Source organism: Sphingomonas trueperi, assembly GCF_040545665.1.
GTDB classification, from domain to species: domain Bacteria; phylum Pseudomonadota; class Alphaproteobacteria; order Sphingomonadales; family Sphingomonadaceae; genus Sphingomonas; species Sphingomonas trueperi_B.
The window spans coordinates 1,303,144-1,323,205 of the sequence record NZ_JBEPMH010000001.1; the positions used below are offsets into that span (position 1 = coordinate 1,303,144).

Annotated in this window: 21 protein-coding genes and 1 tRNA gene; 11 read left to right on the forward strand and 11 right to left on the reverse strand. The window is 69.4% G+C overall.

Annotated elements, in window-relative coordinates; all coding sequences use genetic code 11:
- Both rpoN and ABIC65_RS06165 read left to right on the forward strand, forming a co-directional pair.
- Positions 1–1,509, forward strand: coding sequence for an RNA polymerase factor sigma-54 (gene rpoN, locus ABIC65_RS06160; RefSeq protein ID WP_354307493.1), 1,509 nt, complete (start codon positions 1–3; stop codon positions 1,507–1,509).
- The gene (locus tag ABIC65_RS06165; protein ID WP_354307495.1) at positions 1,509–2,351 is read left to right on the forward strand and encodes an endonuclease/exonuclease/phosphatase family protein; all 843 of its coding nucleotides are present in this window, start codon (positions 1,509–1,511) and stop codon (positions 2,349–2,351) included. Before rpoN ends, ABIC65_RS06165 begins: the two co-directional genes overlap by 1 nt.
- A gap of 6 nt (positions 2,352–2,357) precedes the next feature.
- Here the strand turns inward: ABIC65_RS06165 and ABIC65_RS06170 are convergent, their stop codons facing one another.
- The 3 genes from ABIC65_RS06170 to ABIC65_RS06180 all read right to left on the reverse strand — a co-directional run bounded on the left by ABIC65_RS06170 (position 2,358) and on the right by ABIC65_RS06180 (position 4,639).
- Positions 2,358–2,825, reverse strand: coding sequence for a hypothetical protein (locus tag ABIC65_RS06170; protein WP_354307496.1), 468 nt, complete (start codon positions 2,823–2,825; stop codon positions 2,358–2,360).
- A gap of 199 nt (positions 2,826–3,024) precedes the next feature.
- The gene (locus ABIC65_RS06175) at positions 3,025–3,630 is read right to left on the reverse strand and encodes an SOUL family heme-binding protein (RefSeq protein ID WP_354307498.1); all 606 of its coding nucleotides are present in this window, start codon (positions 3,628–3,630) and stop codon (positions 3,025–3,027) included.
- A 13-nt stretch (positions 3,631–3,643) separates the two neighbouring features.
- Entirely contained in the window at positions 3,644–4,639 is a 996-nt protein-coding gene (locus ABIC65_RS06180; protein WP_354307500.1) for a ligase-associated DNA damage response exonuclease, read from the reverse strand.
- A gap of 93 nt (positions 4,640–4,732) precedes the next feature.
- On the opposite strand from ABIC65_RS06180, the gene gyrB reads away from it, so the two are divergent.
- On the forward strand, positions 4,733–7,225 hold the full coding sequence (gene gyrB, locus ABIC65_RS06185) for a DNA topoisomerase (ATP-hydrolyzing) subunit B (RefSeq protein WP_354307502.1): 2,493 nt from the start codon (positions 4,733–4,735) through the stop codon (positions 7,223–7,225).
- Between the two features lie 199 nt (positions 7,226–7,424).
- On the opposite strand, the gene ABIC65_RS06190 is transcribed toward gyrB, so the two are convergent.
- Together ABIC65_RS06190 and ABIC65_RS06195 are read right to left on the reverse strand one after the other, a co-directional pair.
- Positions 7,425–7,694, reverse strand: a complete 270-nt coding sequence (locus tag ABIC65_RS06190) for a hypothetical protein (protein WP_354307504.1) — start codon at positions 7,692–7,694, stop codon at positions 7,425–7,427.
- Positions 7,691–7,978, reverse strand: a complete 288-nt coding sequence (locus tag ABIC65_RS06195) for a DUF1488 family protein (RefSeq protein WP_354307506.1) — start codon at positions 7,976–7,978, stop codon at positions 7,691–7,693. Before ABIC65_RS06195 ends, ABIC65_RS06190 begins: the two co-directional genes overlap by 4 nt.
- Positions 7,979–8,150: 172 nt before the next feature.
- On the opposite strand from ABIC65_RS06195, the gene ABIC65_RS06200 reads away from it, so the two are divergent.
- Together ABIC65_RS06200 and ABIC65_RS06205 are read left to right on the forward strand one after the other, a co-directional pair.
- Entirely contained in the window at positions 8,151–8,885 is a 735-nt protein-coding gene (locus tag ABIC65_RS06200; RefSeq protein ID WP_354307508.1) for an SDR family NAD(P)-dependent oxidoreductase, read from the forward strand.
- Between the two features lie 37 nt (positions 8,886–8,922).
- The gene (locus ABIC65_RS06205) at positions 8,923–10,185 is read left to right on the forward strand and encodes a DUF445 domain-containing protein (RefSeq protein ID WP_354307510.1); all 1,263 of its coding nucleotides are present in this window, start codon (positions 8,923–8,925) and stop codon (positions 10,183–10,185) included.
- 116 nt (positions 10,186–10,301) lie between these two features.
- Here the strand turns inward: ABIC65_RS06205 and ABIC65_RS06210 are convergent, their stop codons facing one another.
- Together ABIC65_RS06210 and ABIC65_RS06215 are read right to left on the reverse strand one after the other, a co-directional pair.
- Entirely contained in the window at positions 10,302–10,520 is a 219-nt protein-coding gene (locus ABIC65_RS06210) for a hypothetical protein (RefSeq protein WP_354307511.1), read from the reverse strand.
- Between the two features lie 38 nt (positions 10,521–10,558).
- Positions 10,559–11,548 (reverse strand): SDR family oxidoreductase, encoded by a 990-nt coding sequence (locus tag ABIC65_RS06215; protein ID WP_354307513.1) that lies wholly within the window; start codon positions 11,546–11,548, stop codon positions 10,559–10,561.
- A gap of 149 nt (positions 11,549–11,697) precedes the next feature.
- Between ABIC65_RS06215 and ABIC65_RS06220 the strand changes: the two genes are divergently transcribed.
- Both ABIC65_RS06220 and ABIC65_RS06225 read left to right on the forward strand, forming a co-directional pair.
- Positions 11,698–12,528 carry an amidohydrolase family protein gene (locus ABIC65_RS06220; protein WP_354307515.1) on the forward strand — a complete coding sequence of 277 codons (831 nt, stop codon included), beginning with the start codon at positions 11,698–11,700 and terminating at the stop codon, positions 12,526–12,528.
- 60 nt (positions 12,529–12,588) lie between these two features.
- On the forward strand, positions 12,589–13,596 hold the full coding sequence (locus tag ABIC65_RS06225) for a zinc-binding alcohol dehydrogenase family protein (RefSeq protein WP_354307517.1): 1,008 nt from the start codon (positions 12,589–12,591) through the stop codon (positions 13,594–13,596).
- Positions 13,597–13,611: 15 nt separating this feature from the next.
- Here ABIC65_RS06225 and ABIC65_RS06230 read toward each other — a convergent pair whose 3' ends face one another.
- A complete protein-coding gene (locus tag ABIC65_RS06230) occupies positions 13,612–13,956 on the reverse strand; it encodes an L-rhamnose mutarotase (RefSeq protein WP_354307519.1) in 345 nt (114 codons plus the stop codon).
- Between the two features lie 132 nt (positions 13,957–14,088).
- Between ABIC65_RS06230 and ABIC65_RS06235 the strand changes: the two genes are divergently transcribed.
- Complete coding sequence (locus ABIC65_RS06235; RefSeq protein WP_354307521.1) at positions 14,089–15,126, forward strand: LacI family DNA-binding transcriptional regulator; 1,038 nt, start codon at positions 14,089–14,091, stop codon at positions 15,124–15,126.
- Positions 15,127–15,129: 3 nt separating this feature from the next.
- On the opposite strand, the gene ABIC65_RS06240 is transcribed toward ABIC65_RS06235, so the two are convergent.
- Together ABIC65_RS06240 and ABIC65_RS06245 are read right to left on the reverse strand one after the other, a co-directional pair.
- Positions 15,130–16,437: an ATP-binding protein gene (locus ABIC65_RS06240; RefSeq protein WP_354307523.1), complete on the reverse strand. Its 1,308-nt coding sequence runs from the start codon at positions 16,435–16,437 to the stop codon at positions 15,130–15,132.
- Positions 16,434–17,105 carry a response regulator transcription factor gene (locus ABIC65_RS06245; protein ID WP_354307525.1) on the reverse strand — a complete coding sequence of 224 codons (672 nt, stop codon included), beginning with the start codon at positions 17,103–17,105 and terminating at the stop codon, positions 16,434–16,436. The genes ABIC65_RS06240 and ABIC65_RS06245 overlap by 4 nt, the downstream gene beginning before the upstream one ends.
- Positions 17,106–17,216: 111 nt before the next feature.
- Between ABIC65_RS06245 and ABIC65_RS06250 the strand changes: the two genes are divergently transcribed.
- Positions 17,217–17,864 (forward strand): hypothetical protein, encoded by a 648-nt coding sequence (locus ABIC65_RS06250; protein WP_354307527.1) that lies wholly within the window; start codon positions 17,217–17,219, stop codon positions 17,862–17,864.
- A 147-nt stretch (positions 17,865–18,011) separates the two neighbouring features.
- Here the strand turns inward: ABIC65_RS06250 and ABIC65_RS06255 are convergent.
- A tRNA-Leu gene (locus ABIC65_RS06255) sits at positions 18,012–18,098 on the reverse strand.
- 147 nt (positions 18,099–18,245) lie between these two features.
- Here ABIC65_RS06255 and ABIC65_RS06260 point away from each other — a divergent pair.
- Positions 18,246–19,181, forward strand: coding sequence for a complex I NDUFA9 subunit family protein (locus ABIC65_RS06260; RefSeq protein WP_354307529.1), 936 nt, complete (start codon positions 18,246–18,248; stop codon positions 19,179–19,181).
- Positions 19,182–19,248: 67 nt separating this feature from the next.
- A complete protein-coding gene (locus ABIC65_RS06265) occupies positions 19,249–20,055 on the forward strand; it encodes an undecaprenyl-diphosphate phosphatase (RefSeq protein WP_354307530.1) in 807 nt (268 codons plus the stop codon).
- The last annotated feature ends 7 nt before the right edge of the window (positions 20,056–20,062 follow it).

The window sequence follows — 20,062 nt, forward strand, 5'->3', positions numbered from 1 at the left end:
ATGAGTCTCGCGCCACGCCTCGATCTGCGCCAGTCGCAATCGCTGGTGATGACGCCGCAGCTCCAGCAGGCGATCAAGCTGCTGGCGCTGTCCAACCTCGAGATCGAGACCTTCATCGCCGAGGAAGTCGAGCGCAACCCGCTGCTCGACGCGCAGGGCGGCGATGACGGCGGGCCGCCCGAGCTTGCGGACAGCGGCGACGATTTCGAGCCGCGCGACGGCCCCGCCGATGCCAGCGAACTGATCCTCGGCGGCGGCGAGGCGGCCGGCGAGGCAGCGCTCGACGTCGACCTCGCGACCGAGGCCTTCCACCATGATTCGGCCAGCGACATGATCGGCGGGCTGGACGGCAGCCTGGGCATGAACGGTGCCACCAGCGGCGGATCCGAGGACGGGCCCGATCTCGACAGCCTCGGCACCAGCGATCTCAGCCTCGCCGATCATCTGCTGGCGCAGGCGGGCTCGAGCGTCTCGGGCCCGGACCTGTTCATTGCCCAGCACCTGATCGACCAGATCGACGAGTGCGGCTATCTCACCGTGCCGCTGCGCGAGATCGCCGAGCGGCTGGGCGTGCCGCTCGCGCGGGTGGAGGCGGTGCTGGCGGTGATCCAGACCTTCGATCCCACCGGCGTCGGCGCGCGCGATCTCGCCGAATGCCTCGCGCTCCAGGCCAAGGAAGCGGATCGCTACGATCCGTGCATGGCGCGGCTGATCGACAATCTCGAGCTGGTCGCCCGCGGCGACCTCGGCCGGCTGCGGCGGATCTGCAACGTCGACGACGAGGATCTCGCCGACATGATCCGCGAACTGCGCAATTACGATCCCAAGCCCGGCTGCCGCTATGGCGGCGATCCGGTGCCGGCGGTGACGCCCGACATCTTCGTCGCGCGCCGCGGCAATGGCTGGGCGGTGGAGATTAATGCGGCGACGCTGCCGCGGCTGCTGGTCAACCGCGCCTATTATGCCGAGGTTTCGGGGGGCAAGCAGGACAAGGCGAGCAAGGCCTGGTTGACCGACATGCTCGCCAGCGCCAACTGGCTGGTCAAGGCGCTCGACCAGCGCCAGCGCACCATCATCAAGGTGGCGAGCGAGATCGTGAAGCAGCAGGAAGGCTTCTTCCTGAAAGGCGTGGCGCATCTCCGCCCGCTGACGCTGCGCCAGGTGGCCGACGCGATCGAGATGCACGAATCGACCGTCAGCCGCGTTACCAGCAACAAATATCTCAGCTGCGCGCGCGGTCTCTTCGAACTGAAATATTTCTTCACTAGCGCGATCCAGTCGGCGGATGGCGGCGAGGCGGTGTCGGCCGAGGCGGTGAAGAGCGCGATCAAGACGCTGATCGCAGCCGAGGACCCGAAGAAAATTCTTTCGGACGACACGCTCGTGGAAATGCTCAATGCGAAGGGCTTCGATATCGCCCGCCGCACGGTCGCGAAATATCGCGAGGCGATGGGCATTGGCAGCTCGGTGCAACGCCGGCGCCAGAAGGCACTCGAAGGAGCGGGTTGATGATGCGGGTTTGGGGTTTGGTGGCGGCGTTTGCCGCGATGCTGGCGTGCGGGCCGGCGATGGCACAGGGCGCGCCCGCGCTGACGGTGATGAGCCTCAACATCCGCATGCCCAGCGACGGCGACGGCGCGAACCTGTGGGAGAAGCGCCGCGACCTCACCTTAGCGACGATCCGCGCGGCGGACCCGGACCTGATCGGTACGCAGGAGCTGTTCCAGCGCCAGGGCGACGATGTGGTGAAGGCGCTGCCCCAGTATAGCTGGTTCGGCACCGACCGCTATGGTGGCCATGCCAACGAGCATATGGGCATCTTCTACCGGCGCGACCGGCTCCGAATCGTCGAGCAGGGCCAGTTCTGGCTTTCCGAGACGCCCGACAAGCCGGGCAGCATGAGCTGGGGGACCGACCTGCCGCGCATGGTCAACTGGGCCACCTTCCAGACCAAGGACGGCCGCAAGTTCCGCTTCTACGACACCCATTTCCCGCACCGCGACCAGGACGAAGGCGCGCGGGAGCAGGCGGCCAAGCTGCTGGCGGCGCGGATCGCCGCGGGGCCCAAGGACCTCCCGGTGATCCTGACCGGCGACTTCAACACGGTGGACAGCTCGGGCGCGCACCGGGTGCTGACCGCGACGCTCGCGGATGCCTGGCTCGCGCGTCCGGACCGGCAGGGCCCGGGCTTCACCTTCCACGGCTTCACCGGCAAGGGCGAGAACCGCATCGACTGGATCCTGACGCGCGGCTTCACGGTCGAGCGGATCGCGACGATCGATACGCACCGCGGCGAGGTCTACCCGAGCGACCATTATCCGGTCGTCGCGCGGGTTCGCTTCGAGCGCTGATCGGGCTCAGCCGCCGGGGCGCAGGCCGCCTTCCATCAGCATCATCGTGATGCTGCCCATGTCGGTGTACTGGAGCACGCCCGCCAGCGTGCCGACGACATTGGGGTCCTGCGCGAGATCCATCAGCGCGACGCGGCCTAGCGCGGTGAAGCTGTTCTGCAGCGCCCCGGGATCGCGCTTCATCCGGTCCATCGCCTCCGCGCGGCAGTCGCGGGTGACGAGGCGGGTAATCAGCTGACCCGCCTGCTGGCTGGCCTGGACGCGGCGGCCCTCGTCCACCTTTACCATGTCGCGCACCGCGGCGCTCTGCGCGACGGCGGCGAACACCCAGCGGATCAGCACGTCGCGATCGGCGCGGCTGGTGCGCGCGCGGAGGCACTCGCCGAACGGGTCGCGCGCCTGGGCGTGCGCGGCGGCGGGGGCTAGGAACGAGGCGAAGGCCGCAGCGGCGGCGAGGAGGGGGCGAATCGTCATCGGGCTCCAGTAGGAAAGCGCCGCGGCAAGATCACGGCAGAAGTGGAAGGCTATCGCGACCCACCCGCCGTCATCCCGGCGAAAGCCGGGATCCATTGGGGCTACCGGATCGGCTTCTGCTGTGAGCGAGAGGCGACTGGATCCCGGCTTTCGCCGGGATGACGGAGGAGGCAGCGGGCGGCTTCCCGCCACCCCCAGGTTACAGCGCGATCAGCACTTCGTTCCGACGCAGCGGGCCGGGGATGAACGGCGAGTTGTAGAAGGCATATTCCACCGCGCCGCCGTCGATGCCCTTGGCCGCCAGCCAGCTGCGCAGCTCGGCCTCGCGCTTCGCCAGCGCCGCGTCGTCGGGCGAACCCGAGAAGCGCAGCACCGCCACGCGCCGGGCGGGCCGGGTGGCCAGATCGACATTGTCCGAGGGCTTGGGCAGCGTCGCCAGCGTGAACTTGGACGGCATCACGAACTGTGTCCGCCAGCTACCGTCCTGCTTGCTGCTCAGCACCGGGGCGGTCATCGAAATCTTCTCGCCGCCGCTGCCGCCATTGTCGCCGCGGCGCTTGGCGAAGATATAGTCGGCCAACCGCGAGAAGCCGGCATTGAGCGCCGCCTCGCGTGTGCCGATCGCGCGCGTTTCCGCCACCACCAGCTCGGGATAGTCGCGGATCTCGAAGCCGCCGTCCTTTTCGACCAGCGTGAAGGGCGGCTGCTCGCTCGCCTTCTCGAACGCATAATACGCCGCCGCGCCCGCGACCACCGCGCCCCCCAGCAGGCCGCCAACCCAGGCCCAGGTCTTGCCCTTTGCCATCACCAAATCTCCCTCAATCGTCTTCGTCCTCGAACCCGGAAAGATCGAGCGCACGCGCGCGGATTTGCCGGAGCCTGCACCAATGTACCAGCGCATCCTCGCGGCCATGTGTCACCCACACTTCGCGCGGGGCCAGTTCCTCGATGGTGCGGGTCAGTTCGTCCCAATCGGCATGGTCGGAGAGGATCAGCGGCAGCTCGACATTGCGCTGCCGCGCGCGCTGGCGCACCCGCATCCAGCCGCTTGCCATCGCCGTGATCGGATCGGGCAGCCGCCGCGACCAGCGATCGTTGAGCGCGCCGGGCGGGCAGAGGATGATCCGCCCCTCCAGTTCCTTCTTTGGCAGACCCGTGGCTGGGCGGAGTTCACCCAGCGCCACGCCATGTTCGGCATAGAGGTCGCACAGCGCCTGCAGGGCGCCGTGAATATAGATCGGATCGTCGAAGCCCATGCCGCGTAGCTCGGCGATCACCCGCTGCGCCTTGCCCAGCGCATAGGCGCCGACCAGCACGCAGCGCTCGGGCTCGGTGCGCAGCGCGGACAGCAGCTTGTCGATCTCGTCGGTGGTCTCGGGGTGGCGGAACACCGGCAGGCCGAACGTCGCCTCGGTGATGAACACGTCGCACTTCACCGGCTGGAACGGCGTGCAGGTCGGGTCCGGCCGGCGCTTGTAGTCGCCCGAGACGACGATCCGCTCGCCGGCATGATCCAGCACCACCTGCGCTGAGCCCAGCACATGCCCGGCAGGCACGAACCCCACCTCGATCGGGCCGAGCGTGACGCTCTCGCCATAGTCGACGGGCCGCCCGTTCTGCGGCCCGTAGCGCGCCGCCATGATCGCCAGCGTGCCCGGCGTCGCCCATACCTCGCCATGCCCGCCGCGGGCGTGATCGGCATGGCCATGGGTGATGATCGCCCGTGCGACCGGCTTGGACGGGTCGATCCACGCATCCGCCGCCGGAAGGTAGATCCCGCTAGGATCGGGGGTGAGCCAGCTGCCGAGCGCCATGCCCGCCGATATGGGATCGCCGCCCTCGATTGCGAGGCGGGAGGGCCGCCCATTTTGCTTTCGTTTGCCCCCTTGAATCCCTATATCCTCGGCATGGCAGACACTCCCAAGACGAACGATCCCAACGCGAACGAATATGGCGCGGACTCGATCAAGGTCCTCAAGGGCCTGGATGCGGTCCGCAAGCGCCCCGGCATGTATATCGGCGACACCGACGACGGCTCGGGCCTCCACCACATGGTGTTCGAGGTTTCCGACAACGCGATCGACGAGGCGCTGGCCGGGCATTGCGACCTGATCCTGATCACGCTCAATCCGGACGGATCGGTCTCGGTCGAGGATAACGGCCGCGGCATCCCGACCGGCATCCACTCCGAAGAGGGCGTGTCCGCCGCCGAAGTGATCATGACCCAGCTCCATGCGGGGGGCAAGTTCGAGAACACCTCGGACAGCAACGCCTACAAGGTCTCGGGCGGTCTGCACGGCGTGGGCGTGTCGGTGGTGAACGCGCTCAGCGAGTGGCTCGATCTCAACATCTGGCGCGATGGCGAGGAGCATTACATGCGCTTCCGCCACGGCGACGCCGAGGCGCCCTTGAAGGTGATCGGCCCGGCGAACGGCAAGAAGGGCACGCGCGTGACCTTCCTCGCCAGCCCGGACACGTTCAAGATCACCGAGTACGACTTCGAGAAGCTCGAGCATCGCTACCGCGAACTCGCCTTCCTCAATTCGGGCGTGCGCCTGAAGCTGCGCGACGCGCGGCACGAGGAAGTGAAGGAAATCGACCTGTTCTACGAAGGCGGCATCGCGGCCTTCGTCCAGTATCTCGATCGCAACAAGGTCGCGCTGATGCCCGAGCCGGTGGCGATCAGCGGCACCCGCGACGACGTGACGATCGACGTCGCGCTGGAGTGGAACGACAGCTATTACGAAAACGTCCTCTGCTTCACCAACAACATCCCGCAGCGCGACGGCGGCACCCACCTCGCGGCGTTCCGCGCGGCGCTGACCCGCACGCTCAACAACTATGCCGACAAGTCGGGGATGCTGAAGAAGGAGAAGGTCAGCCTTACCGGCGACGACATGCGCGAGGGGCTGACCGCGATCGTCTCGGTCAAGCTGCCGGACCCCAAGTTCAGCAGCCAGACCAAGGACAAGCTGGTCTCCTCCGAAGTCCGCCAGCCGCTCGAAAGCCTGATGGCCGACAAGCTGGCCGAGTGGTTGGAAGAGAATCCCGCCGTCGCGAAGCAGATCATCCAGAAGGTGATCGACGCCGCCGCCGCGCGCGAGGCCGCCAAGCGCGCGCGCGAGCTCACCCGCCGCAAGGGCGTGATGGACATCGCCAGCCTGCCGGGCAAGCTCGCCGACTGCCAGGAGCGCGATCCCGCCAAGTCCGAACTGTTCTTCGTCGAGGGTGACTCGGCCGGCGGATCGGCCAAGCAGGGCCGCGACCGGCATTTCCAGGCGATCCTGCCGCTGCGCGGCAAGATCCTCAACGTCGAGCGCGCGCGGTTCGACCGGATGCTCGCCAGCCGCGAAATCGGCACGATCATCACCGCGCTGGGCACCGGCATCCGCGACGATTTCAACATCGAGAAGCTGCGCTACCACAAGATCGTCATCATGACCGACGCCGACGTGGACGGCGCGCACATCCGCACGCTGCTGCTGACCTTCTTCTACCGGCAGATGCCCGAGATCATCACCAACGGGCACCTCTATATCGCCCAGCCGCCGCTCTATAAGGCGACCAAGGGCCGTTCCGAGGTGTATCTGAAGGACGATGCCGCGCTCGACCAGTATCTGGTCGATGCCGGCGTGGGCGGCACGGTGCTCGACACCAATGGCAGCCAGCGTTCCGGCGAGGACCTGCGTACGCTGGTCGAGCATGCCCGCCGCATGCGCACGCTGATGCGCTACGTGCCGCGCCGCTACGATCCGATGATCATCGAATCCCTGGCGCTGGGCGGCGCGCTCGATCCCTCGGTCAGCCGAGAGCGCCATGCCGAGGAGCTGAAGACGGTCGTCCACCGGCTCGACGCCGCCGACACCGAAGCCCGGTGGAGCGCGCGCATCACCGAGGATGGCGGCTATCATTTCGAGCGGCTGTGGCGTGGGGTGACCGATCACCACATCGTCGAGGCTAACTTCCTCGTCTCCGCCGAGGCGCGCAAGCTGCACACGCTGGCGAGCGAGCAGGCGCCGGCCTATCTCACCCCGTCCAAGCTCGTCTCGAACAAGGGCCTCGCGACCGAGGTGGATGCGCCGGTGCCCGAGGACGAGGCGCCCGTCGCGGTCGGCAAGGGCGAGAGCCTGGTGTCTCGCCCGTCGCAGCTGCTCGACGCGATCCTCGCCTTCGGGCGCAAGGGCCTCGCCATCCAGCGCTACAAGGGTCTGGGCGAGATGAATGCGGAGCAGCTGTGGGAAACCACGCTCGATCCGCAGAACCGCTCGATGCTGCAGGTGGCGATCGACCAGGCCGACGTGGCCGACGCGATCTTCACCCAGCTGATGGGCGACGTGGTCGAGCCGCGCCGCGACTTCATCCAGGAGAATGCGCTCAGCGTGGCGAATCTCGACGTCTGATCGGGAGCGCGGCGGCGCAGCCTTATCCTCCCCCGGTGGGGGATCGGTCTTTTCCTCTCCCGCCTGCGGGAGAGGGAGGGAGCCGCCGACAGGCGGCGGAAGGGTGAGGGTGTGTGGGGCGAATGCGGCCCTGTCCTTCGCCCGACTCACCCTCACCCCGACCCTCTCCCGCGAGCGGGAGAGGGAGACTGAGGTCGCCTTAACCGACAAGCCGCTCCGCGAGCGCCGCGATGCCTTCGCCTTCGAAGCGATTTACTGCCGCGCCGTCGATGTGCACCGGATGGTCGAGCAGCAGCACGGCATGCGCGCGGTGGTCGGGGTCGAGGTCGCGCCATGCGCGCACCGCGTCGCCCAGGTTTGTGACCTCGGCGATGTCGCCGCCGCCGCGCACGACATTCTCCAGCGCCGCGCTCATCGTCCAGTCGATCGGCGGGTTCTTGGCGTCGTCGCCCCAGCGTGCTTCGGTCATGCCCGTGCCCCCTGGTCGAGGTCGTTTTCGCTGATCACGATGATCGGCCGGTCCGGGCCCTTGGCGAGCGCGGCGAGGGCGGCTTGCAGGATCGGTGCGCGGTAGCGGCGGAAGCTGTCCTCGGCGTCGCCGTCGGGCTGGTTGCCGCTCAGCGCCTCGAGGACGCTGTACTGCACCGCGAACTGATACGCGTCGCCATCGACCTCGCCATCGAACTCGAGCTGGCGATCGTCGAGATTGTCGAAGAGGGTGGTGTCGTCGATTTCCAGCTGTTGTGCGGGCATTGCGTTCACTCCATCGCCGGCGTTGGCCGGCTCTGGCATCGAAACTGCACGAGCTCGGTCGGGGTTCCGAGCGCGGGTCGATCCGCCCTCGCGCCGGCGACCCGCAAAAAGCTGATCCAAAGCGCTGCCACGCGCGTATAGGAAGCCAAACCCTTCTACCCCAGGAGTTGCCATGCCTACCGTACTCATCACCGGCGCCACCGCCGGGATCGGCGAAGCTTCGGTCCGTGCCTTTGCCGATGCCGGCTGGCATGTCGTGGCGACCGGCCGCCGCGCCGATCGGCTGGAAAAGCTCGCCGGCGAGCGCGTCCACACGCTCGCCTTCGACATCCGCGACGAAGCGGCACGCGACGCGGCGCTCGACAGCCTGCCCGCGCCCTTCTCGGACATCGACCTGCTGATCAACAATGCCGGCCTCGCCCTCGGTCTGGAGCCCGCGCAGAAGGCGTCGCTCGATAACTGGCGCACGATGATCGACACCAATGTCACCGCGCTGGTCTCGATCACCCACAAGCTGATGCCGGGGCTGGTCGCGCGCAAGGGCGGGATCATCAACTTGTCCTCGGTGGCGGCGACCTATCCCTATCCGGGCGGGAACGTCTACGGCGCGACCAAGGCGTTCGTCCGCCAGTTCACGCTCAACCTGCGCGCCGACCTGATCGGCACCGGGGTGCGCGTCACCTCGATCGAGCCGGGCATGGTCGAGACCGAGTTCACGCTGGTCCGCACCGGCAGCCAGGAAGCGTCGGACAAGGTCTATGCCGGCGTCAATCCGATGACCGCCGAGGACATTGCCGAGACGATGCTGTGGGTGGCGACGCTGCCGCCGCACTTCGCGGTCAACACGCTGGAGCTGATGCCGGTCAACCAGGCGAACGGCCCGTTCGCGGTCCAGCGCGAAGGCTGAGCGGAGCGCGCGGGGCCCCAGCAGCGTTGCACCGGTCATGAGCCTCACTCCCAGACTCCGCAGCGACCCTCCGCCCGCTGGCCTGCGCCGGATGCGGATGGTCGCGACCGGGCTGCTGCTGGCGATGGCGGCGCTGTTCCTCGCCGCGCGCCATTTCCAGGGGCTGCACCCCGCACTGCCCTTCGTCCGCGCCTTTGCCGAGGCGGCGATGGTCGGCGGGCTGGCCGACTGGTTCGCGGTGACCGCGCTGTTCCGCCATCCGCTGCACCTGCCGATCCCGCACACCGCGATCATCCCGCGCAACAAGGACCGCATCGCCGACACGCTCGGCCAGTTCCTCCGCGCCAATTTCCTGATCCCGCGCGTGGTGGCGCGGCGGATGCAGCGGCTGGATGTGGCGGGCGCGGCGGGGCGGTGGCTGGCGGCGCCGTCGCACGGCACCGGGCGGATCGGGGCGGGGGCGTCGCGGCTGGCGGCGAACATCCTCGAATCGCTCGACCAGGAGCGGCTGGGCGGCATGGTGAAGGGCGCGATCGCCTCGCGGCTGCGGGCGATCACGGTCGCGCCGCTGTTCGGCCAGGCGCTGGCGGCGGCGATCGCCAATGGGCGCCACCTGCCGCTGCTGGACTCGATGATCCGGGGGGCGGCGCGCATCCTGGAGGCGAACGAGCATCTCATCCGCGAGATGGTCCATGCCCGCGCCGGATCGGTGATGCGCTGGACCGGGCTCGACGAGACGCTGGCGAACAAGATCATCGAAGGCTTGAAGAAGCTGATCGACGAGATGGCGGAGAACCCGGACCATCCCGTTCGCGCCAAGATCGAGGAGGGGCTGGAGAGCCTCGCCGACCGGCTCCAGCACGATCCCGAGCTCCAGGCGAAGGTCGAGAGCTTCAAGCTCGAGATGCTGGAGAATGAAGGCTTCCAGCGCTGGGTGGAAGGGCTGTGGGAGCAGAGCCGCGGCGCGATGCTGCGCTTGGCGCGCGATCCCGAGCGTGCGCTGGGCGGCCGGATGGGCGAGGCGCTGCGCCAGTTCGGCGGCACGCTGCAATCGGACCGGAAGCTGGCGCGCACGATCAACCGCTTCGTGCGGCGCGCGGCGGTGGGCGCGGCGTCGGATTATGGCGACGGCATCGTCCGGCTGGTGTCGGATACGATCCGCGGCTGGGATGCGCAGACCGTCACCTCGCGGCTGGAAAATGCCGTGGGGCGCGACCTGCAATATATCCGGATCAACGGGACGGTGGTCGGCGGACTGGTCGGCGTGGCGATCCACGCGGTGGATGTGATGCTCCGTTAAGCCCCTCCCCTTCAGGGGAGGGGTTTGGGGTGGGGCTGTGTCTCACCGAGACCAAGGCTCGTTCTGGAATCCCTCCACCCCAACCCCTCCTCCAAGGAGGAGGGGCTAAAGGTCGGTTACGACGGATGCGCCTCGGCCTCGGCGTCGTCCCCCGCGTCGCTGGGCAATCGCTCCGCCTCGACAAACGGGTCTTCCTCCCCCGTCATCGGGATGCCGTCCGGATCGTCCCCGGCCAGCGCATCCACCCGCCCGTCGCGGGGCGGGGCGCCCTGCGCGTCGACTTCATGGGCATGGCGTTCGGTCTCGGTACGGTCGCGCGTCGGATTGGTCGTCATCGCAATTCCTCTCTCAGCGTCGAGGCGACGAATATAGCCTAGCTTGGTTCCGTCCGCGACGCGCGCCGTCCGAGCAGCGCGGCGCCGCCGAGCGCCAGCAGCGTGCCGCCCGCGAGCAGCAGCGGCAGCCGGCGGGTCACCGGCTTGCGGAAGCCGCCGTCCACCCGCGGCCGATCGCCCGGCGACTGGAAGAGGTTGCCCGGCGTCACCGCCGCCGGCCGCGCCTGCGCGAAATAGCCCTCGAACCAGCGGTCGACGATGTTGAGGCTCAGCGTCGGCGCCAGCGCGTGGCCGATCCGCGCCGCCCAGTTCTGCGCGCCGACCAGCGTCGTCGCGCGGGGATGGTCGGCGAGGCGCACCACCGCCGTTGCGACGCGCTGGGGGTCGAGCAGCGGCGTCGGCGGATGGATCGCCTTGCCGGTGTAGTTCGCGGCATGGTCGAGCGCGGGCGTGTCGACCAGCGCCGGATAGACATCGCAGATATGGATGTGCGGATGCGCGGCCATCTCGGCGCGCAGCGCTTCGGACAGGCCCTTCAGCCCGAACTTGCTCGCCGAATAGGCGGCGGCCAGCGGCGCGGCGGCGAAGCCGACCATCGAGATCATGTTGACGAACACGCCGTGTCCCTGCTGCAGGAAGATCGGCAGCACGGCATGCGCTTCGTAGAGATGGCCGAGCAGGTTCGATCGCAGTATCTGCTCGTGCGCCGCCACCGGCACGTCCTCGAACCGCCCGACCGCGCCGACGCCGACATTGGCGAACCACAGGTCGATCGTGCCGCCGAACACTTGCGCGGCCTCGGCCAGCGCTACCACCGCGGCGTTGTCGCCGATATCGGTGGGCACCACCTGCACGGCTGCGCCTTTGGCGCGCAGCGCGATGGCGAGCGCTTCCAACGGCTCGGCGTCGCGTGCGGCGAGCACCAGCCGCCAGCCGCGCTCGGCGAACAGCTCGGCGGTGGCATGGCCGATGCCGCTGGAGGCGCCGGTGAGGACGGCGGTACGCTGCGAGGTCGTCGTCGTCATCATGGGTGGTCTCCAGGCGGGCGGCGCGGACGGCGCTGCCCTCACGGACCAACCGGGTGGCGGGGCAGGGGTTGCAAGCGTGTCGAAACAAAGCCTTGCTGCGCGAGTCGGGATGCTTCCCGAGACGCGCCGCGTTCGGCTATGCAGGCGGCATGCGGATCGATGCCCATCACCATCTATGGCACTATACCCCCGACGCGTTCGGCTGGATCGAGCCCGGCAGCGCCATCGCGCGCGACTTCGATCCCGACGATCTCGCCCGCGAAATGCAGACCTCCGGTATCGATCGCGCGATCGCGGTGCAGGCCCGCCAGAGCGAGGCCGAAACCGCCTTCCTCCTCGACTGCGCGGCGCGCCAGCCGCGGATCGCAGGCGTGGTCGGTTGGATCGACCTGCGCGCGCCCGACATCGCCGACCGGATCGCCGCGCGTCCGGCGGGGCCGATCCTCGGCTATCGTCATGTCGTCCAGGACGAGCCCGATCCCGATTTCCTGCTGGGCGATGCCTTCATCGCCGGCGTGCGCGCGGTGCTCGCCGCCGGGCTCAGCTACGACGTGCTGGTCAACGCGGCGCAACTCGGCACCGTACCCGCCTTCCTCGATCGCGTCGGCGAGGGCCGGCTGATCCTCGACCATGCCGCCAAGCCCGACATCGCCGCGGGCGCCTGGCAACCCTGGGCCGACCAGATCGCCGCCGCCGCGCGCTACCCGAACCTGTTCTGCAAGGTCTCCGGCCTGATCACCGAGGCCGCGCGCGACTGGCAGCCCGGCGATTTCGAGCGCTATCTCGATCATGTCTTCGCCTGCTTCGGCGCGGATCGCATCCTGTGGGGATCGGACTGGCCGGTATGCGAGCTCGCCGGTCGCTATGCCGACACACATGATCTCGTCGCCGGCTATGTCGCCCGCCACTGCAGGGAGGCGGAAGCTTCGGTATTCGGCGTCAACGCGGCCCGCGCCCACGCACTCGCGGCGGGTGAATAAGAAAACCGACTTGCATATATGCGAACGTCCATGGCAGGGCTCCTTCAGGAGACCCATGCCATGCGTACCATCCTCTGCAACGCGCCGTTCGAACTGACCCAGATCCAGCGCGAGGCCCCAGAGCCCGGCCCCGGCGAGGTGCTGATCCGCATCCACCGCGTCGGCCTGTGCGGCACCGACTATCACATCTTCGCCGGTCGCCACCCGTTCCTCCAATATCCGCGGGTGATGGGGCATGAGCTCGGCGGCGAAGTGGTCGCACTGGGTGACGGCACTGCGCTCGCGCTCGGGCAGACGGTGGCGATCAATCCCTACCTCGCCTGCGGCCACTGCGTTGCCTGCCGCAAGGGCAAGCCCAATGCCTGCGTCAACATCCGCGTGCTCGGCGTGCACAGCGACGGCGGCATGGCCGATATGCTGGTGGTACCCGCAAGCGCGGTGATCGACGCCACGGGGCTGAGCGTCGACCAGGCGGCGATGATCGAGTTCCTTGCGATCGGCGCGCACGCCGTGTCGCGCGTGCCCAAAGACGGCGAGGGGCGGATGCTGGTAGTCGGCGCCGGCCCGATCGGCATCGCCAGCGCGCTGTTCGCGCGGCTCGACGGGTTCGACGTGACCCTGGTCGATCAGCGCGCCCAGCGGCTCGCCTTCGCCCGCGAGCAGCTCGGCCTTGACGGCGAAGTCGCTGACGAAGCCCTGGGCGAGCGCCTGTCCGCCCGCACCAACGGTGAAGGCTTCGACGTGGTGATCGACGCGACCGGCTCGCTCCCCGCGATGCGCCGCAGCCTCGATTTCGTCGGCCATGGCGGCGCGCTGCTGCTGGTCGGCGTCGCACCCGGCGATCTCAGCTTCGCCGACCCCGAATTCCACAAGCGCGAGGCGGTGCTGATCGCCAGCCGCAACGCGCTTGCGACGGATTTCCAGCGGGTGATCGCCGCGATCCGCTCGGGCGACGTGCCCACCGACAAGCTCCACACCCACAGCGTCGATGCCGACGACCTGCCCCAGCGCCTGCCCGCGCTGATCGAGGAGGCCGATCATGTGCTGAAGGCGATCGTCGCCTTCTGACGCGCTGCTCGCCGGTCAGGGCTGATCGGCGAGCGCGAAGATCTGCGCGGTCGGCACCCATTTCACGCCGGGCTCTGCAAAGGCGAGCCGGCGCTGGAAGCCGTCCATCAGCGTCTCCCAGGCCTGCACGTCGGGATCGGCGGCGTCGCGGGCGCGCTTCGCCTCGGGATCGAAGTCCGGGCCGGTTTCCATCACCATCACCAGCCGGTCGCCCGCCTGCCAGATCTCCATCGCCTCGATGCCGGCGTCGCGGATCGACCGGGTGACCGCGGCGGGCGGCCCGCCCGGGCGATGCCAGTGGCGATAGGCGGCGATCGCGTCCGGATCATCGTTCAAATCGAGCAGCAGGACGTGGCGCATCGAAAACCCTCTCCTTGGTGACGGCCTGCATAGCTGCGCCCTGCGCCGGCACAAGCCGCCACCGCATCGCGGCTTTTCCGATCCGCCCGCATCGCGTACGTCCTGCCGAATTCGGGGGGCAGGGAGAGCAGCGTGGCGAAGGCGGGCAAGCCGGTGCAGGGGGCGACGATCATCGACGTGGCGGCGAAGGCGGGCGTCTCCGCCATGACCGTCTCGCGCGTGATCAACGGCCGCAGCGGGGTGAGCGCCGCGACGCGCGAGGCGGTGGAGCAGGCGATCGCCGAGCTCAGCTATGTCCCCAATGTCGCCGCGCGCAGCCTGGTCACCTCGGCGGAGCTGCGCATCGGCGTGGTCTATTCCAACCCCAGCGCGGCCTTCATGAGCGAACTGCTCACCGGCGTGTTCGAGGAAGCTTCGACCTGGGGGGCGCGGCTGGTGTTGCTCAAGGGCGAGGGCGGGCGCCCGCCCGCCGAGGCGGAGCTGGCGCGCTTTGCCGCTTCCGGCCTGTCCGGCATCCTGCTCGCCCCGCCGCTCGGCGAGGCGCCGGTGGTGCTGCGGACGCTGAAGAATGCCGGCGTGCCGATCGCGGCGATCGGCGCCTATCACGTGCCCGGCGCCACCTGCGTCCGGATCGACGATCGCCGCGCCGCCTATGAGATGACCCGCCATCTGCTCGATCTCGGCCACCGCCGGCTCGGCTTCGTCGTCGGCAATCCCGACCAGGCGGCGAGCGCCGAGCGCCGCGCCGGGGTGGAGGATGCGATGCGCGATTTCCCCGATGCGGGCGTGCAGCTGGTGCAGGGCGATTTCAGCTATGCCTCGGGCCTGGCGGCGGGCGAGGAACTGCTCGACGGGCCCGCGCCGCCCACCGCGGTGTTCGCCAGCAACGACGACATGGCGGCGGCGATCGTCTCGGTCGCGCACCGCCGCCAGCTCGACGTGCCGCGTCAGCTCACCGTCGTCGGGTTCGACGATACCACTGCGGCGGTGACCTTGTGGCCGCCGCTCACCACCATTCACCAGCCGGTCCGCCGCCTCGCTGCCGAGGCGCTGGCGCTGGTGGCGGACGAGGCGCGCGGCGCCTCGGCCAAGACGCGGACCCGCCGCGATCGGGTGCTGGAGCATGAAATCGTCAAGCGCAGCTCCACCGCCGCGCCGCCGGAGGCTTGATCGCTAGGCGCTCGCGCCGTCGGGACAGGTAAGCCGCACGCGCAGGCCGCCGAGCGGGCTTTCTTCGAGCGCCATCGTGCCACCGTATAGCGCCACCAGATCGCGGACGATCGCGAGGCCGAACCCGTCGCCGGCAGGGCCCTCGTCGAGCCGCACGCCGGGCTGCAGCACCTGTTCACGGCGTTCGGGGGGGATCCCGGGGCCGTCGTCGTCGAACGTGAGTACGGCGCCGCCGGCCGCTGTCGCGGTGAGGATCACCGTGCTGCGGGCATGCCGCGCGGCATTGTCGAGCAGATTGCCGAGGACCTCCGCCAGGTCGTGCGCGTCGATCGCGATCCGCGCGTCTGCAGCGATTTCCAGCCGTATCGCCGTGGCGGGGTAGAGCGTGCCCAACACGCCCGCCACATCGCTCGCGACCGGCGCGATGGCGGTGCTCGCCCGCCGGTTGACCGCGGCGGCGCGGGCGCGGGCGAGGGTATGGCGGATCACGCCCTCGATCCGGCGGACCTGCGCGGCTTCGGCGGTGTCGGGCGCAACCGTGAGCGCCAGCGTCGCGACAGGGGTCTTCAGCGCATGGGCGAGGTTGGCCGCCGATTGGCGGGCAGCCGCCAGCGTGGCGGTATTGGCGGCGGCCAGCGCGTTGAGCTCGGCGGCGAGCGGCTGCAGCTCGGCCGGCTGCGCCTCGTCGACCGCCGTGCGCTCGCCGCGCCGGATCGCGCCGATCTGGGCGACCAGCGCCGCCAGCGGCCGTAGGGCGAAGCGCAGCTGCACCCATGCCGCGAGGGCGAAGATCAGCGCCAGCGCCACGATCACGCTGGCGAGCGGGACCAGCGCATCGCGAACCGGCCGACCGATCACGCGGCCGGGGGCCGCCGCAGTCAGCGTCACCGGGCCGGCGTTGCTCTCCACCACCAGCCGGCGTGCATGGATGCGGCCCTTGGCATCCTCGCCGTCGAGCGGTGCGGGGGGGAGCGCCGCGGGCGCGGCCTCGGCAGGGCCGGGGAAGGGCGTTCGCAGCGCCGGGAAATCGGCGCTGCCCAAAGTCTCGCGCGGGCCCTCGATCCGCCAGCGCCACCCCGGCCCGGCGGCGAGGGCGCCCTGGCGCGCCGCCAGCCGATCGCGATCGACGCTTCCGTCGCTTCGTACCGTGCTCGCCAGCACCGCCAGCTGCGCGTCGAGCCTTTGATCGACCCCGCCGGTCACCACCCGGTCGAGCACGCCGGCCATGGTCCAGCCGGCGAGCCCCAGCGCCACCAGCGTGACCAGCGCCGACAGCAGCATCATCCGGGTGCGCAGCGACCAGCCCGTCATGCCGGTTGCCCGCCGCAGGTCAGCCGATAGCCGCGACCGCGCACCGTCTCGATCCGCTCGGCGCCGATCTTGCGGCGCAGGCGGCCGATGATCACCTCGAGGCTGTTCGAATCGACATCGGCATCGCCTTCGTAGACGCGCTCGAGCAGCTCAAGCCGTTCGATCACCACCTCGCGCCGCAGGATCAGCTGCGACAGCACCCGCCACTCGAACGCGGTGAGCTTGAGCGGCAGCCCGTCCAGCTCGAACTGGCCGGTCTGGCTCTCGAAGGCGAGCGGGCCGCATGCGATCCGCGTCTGGGCATGGCCGGCAGCGCGGCGGACCAGCGCGCGCAGCCGCATCATCAGCTCCTCGACGCGGAACGGCTTGGTCAGATAATCGTCGGCACCCGCCTTGAACGCCGTCACCTTGTCCGCCCAGGCCTCGCGTGCGGTGAGCACCAGCACCGGCAGCGCGCGCCCGTTCGCCCGCCACGCGGCGAGGATCTCGGCGCCGGTCCTGCCGGGCAGCCCCAGGTCGAGCACCGCCGCGTCATAGGCTTCGGTCTCGCCGAGATGCTGCGCGTCGATGCCGTCGGCGGCGAGGTCGACCGCGCAATGCTCCGCGCGCAGCGCCCGCGCGATGGCGGGGCCGAGATCGGGGTCGTCTTCTACCAGCAGGATCCGCATCCGTGTCGCCTAGCTCCCCGGCTTAAACCGAAACTGAACCGCAAGGTTCAGCGGGGGTCGGGGTCGACTCGCTAGACCGGTGCCATCGAACACCCAAGAGGAGTTGATGGAATGACCGATTGGAAGAACACGCTGCCGCGCAATCGCCTGGCGGTGGCGGCAGCCGCGCTGCTGGCACTGGGTGCCGCGGGCGGCGCAGGCGCGGTGCAGCTCACCCGCCCGACCGTGGAAATGGCGCCGACGGTGCCAACCGCGGTCGCAAGGCTCGCACAGACCAGCGGCATCGTGACCGTGAAGGGCCGTGTCGCCGAAACCTATGGCGATCGCTTCGTGCTGCAGGATGGTTCTGGGCGGACGCTGGTCGATGCGGGCCGGGGTGCTGCCGACGTCCGGTCCGGCACCGCCTTGACGGTGCAGGGGCGTTACCTCGACGGCCAGCTGCACGCCTCCTACCTCGTCGACGGGCAGGGCAATGTTCAGGCCGTGGGCGCCCCTCCGCCCCCGCCGGGTGGTCCTCATGGCCCCCCGCCGCCCCCGCCCCCGGGTGGGCCGGGTGCCCCGCCGCCGCCCCCGCCTGGTGCCGGCGCCCCGCCGCCCCCGCCACCGGGCGCCGTTCCGCCTGCACCTGGTGCGGTCCCGCCACCGCCGGCAGGCGCCGACGCCCCGCCGCCCGCGGCAGGGGTTGCCCCGCCCCCCGGCGCAGCCGTCCCGCCGCCTGCGGCGCCAGCGCCGACGCCGAGCGCCTCGCCTCGCCGCTGAACCTCGCTTCGGCCCTCGCACCTCGCGGTGCGGGGGCCATCGCCTCGCGTGTGCGACGAACGCGACGTGGCGCTGCGAGCCTAAAAACTGCAGCGCCACGTCGTTGGTAGATCTAGATTTTGTTCTTCACCCTATTAGGGGAAGAAGTGGTGCCCAGAAGAGGACTCGAACCTCCACGACCTTGCGATCGCCAGCACCTGAAGCTGGTGCGTCTACCAATTCCGCCATCTGGGCACGGGGTAGGCCGGCGCCTCTAGGGTAGGATCGTCGGACCTGTCAACGACCTTTTTTCGAAAAATGTTGGACTTCGCGTCGCGCTTGCCGTTTAGCCCTTCCCACGGCATTGGGGCCGCAAGGTTCGCGCAGGCAAAGAGGCGGAAGATGAAGGACAGGCTGGTAACCCTGATCGGCGGTGGGGGCTTCCTCGGCCGCTACGTGGCGCAGGAGCTGCTCGCCGCCGGCGCGCGCGTCCGCGTCGTCGAGCGCAAGCCGCGCGATGCCTGGTTCCTCAAGACCCAGGGCAATCTGGGCCAGACCCAGCTCGTCGTCGGCGACATCACCAAGCCCGAGACGCTCGCCCGCGCCCTGCAGGGCAGCGATGCGGTGGTGAACTTCGTCGGCATCCTGGCCGGCGATTTCGACAAGGTCCATGTCCAGGGCGCGCGCAACGTCGCCGAGGCGGCGAAGGCCGCCGGGGCCGGTGCGCTCGTGCATATCTCGGCGATCGGTGCCGATGCGAACTCGCCTTCCGGCTATGGCCGCAGCAAGGCCGCGGGCGAGCAGGCCGTGCTCGGTGCCTTCCCGGGTGCGACGATCCTGCGTCCCTCGATCGTGTTCGGGCGCGAGGATGCGTTCGTGAACCGCTTCGCCGGCATGATCGCGGGCGCCCCGCTCAACATCGTGCCCGTGGTGCGCGGCGAGACCAAGTTCCAGCCGGTGTTCGTCTCGGACGTCGCGCAGGCGGTGACCGCAGCGCTCGCCGATCCGGCGGCGCATGGCGGCAAGACCTACACGCTGGGCGGACCGGACGTGCTGAGCATGTCGGCGCTGCTCCATTGGATCGCCGGCGCGATAGGCCGCAAGCCGCACTTCGTCGAACTGCCCGACTCGCTGGCAGGCCTGATTGCGTCGCTGCCCGGCACGCCGATCACGCGAGACCAGTTCGCGATGCTCCAGGCCGATAATGTCGTGCCGGCGGGTGCCGAGGGCCTCGCCGCGCTGGGCGTGCAGCCCACGCCGCTGGCGACGGTGGCGCCGAGCTGGCTGGTGCGCTTCCGCCAGGCCGGTCGCTTCAGCCGCTTCCGCGCGACCGCCTGAACCCGTTCCCCCTGCCGGGCGGCGCCTTGCGGGGGTCGCCCGGCGCGACCCTGCAAGGAGCCTTTCCATGACCACGCTGCTGGTGGCGATCCTGCTCGGCATCGTCGAAGGCGTTACCGAGTTCCTGCCGGTCTCCTCGACCGGGCACCTGATCCTCGCCAGCGAGCTGATGGGCTATGATTCGGCGCGCTGGGCGATGTTCAACGTCGTCATCCAGTTGGGCGCGATCCTTGCGGTGGTGGTGCTCTACTGGCGCACCTTCTGGGCGGTGCTCGACGGGCTGATCAAGCTCAACCCCGTATCGCTGCGCTTCGTGCGCAACCTGCTGATCGCCTTCATCCCCGCGGCGGTGATCGGCTTGGTGCTCCACAAGCATATCGAGGCGCTGCTCGGCGCACCCAAGGTGGTGGCCTGGGCGCTGATTATCGGCGGCGTGGCGATCCTGGTGATCGAGCGGCTGGTCAAGTCGGCGACGATCCACGGCATTGCCGAGATCCCGGTGGTGCGTGTGATCGGCATCGGCTTCGTCCAGTGCCTGGCGATGGTGCCCGGCGTCAGCCGCTCGGGCGCGACGATCATGGGCGCGCTGTCGCTCGGCGTCGAGCGGCGCACCGCGGCCGAGTTCAGCTTCTTCCTCGCCATCCCGACGATGCTCGGTGCCACCGCGCTCGAGCTGCTCAAGAATCGCGAGATGCTGGCGACCAGCGGCGTGGGCTGGGGCGAGATCGGCGTCGGCTTCGTCGTCGCGTTCATCGTGGCGCTCGCAGTCATCAAGTGGTTCGTCGGCATCGTGAGCAAGCATGGCTTCGCCCCCTTCGCACTCTATCGTATTGTTGCGGGAACTGCCGCGCTGATTTGGCTTTCCATGCGGTAAGGCCGTT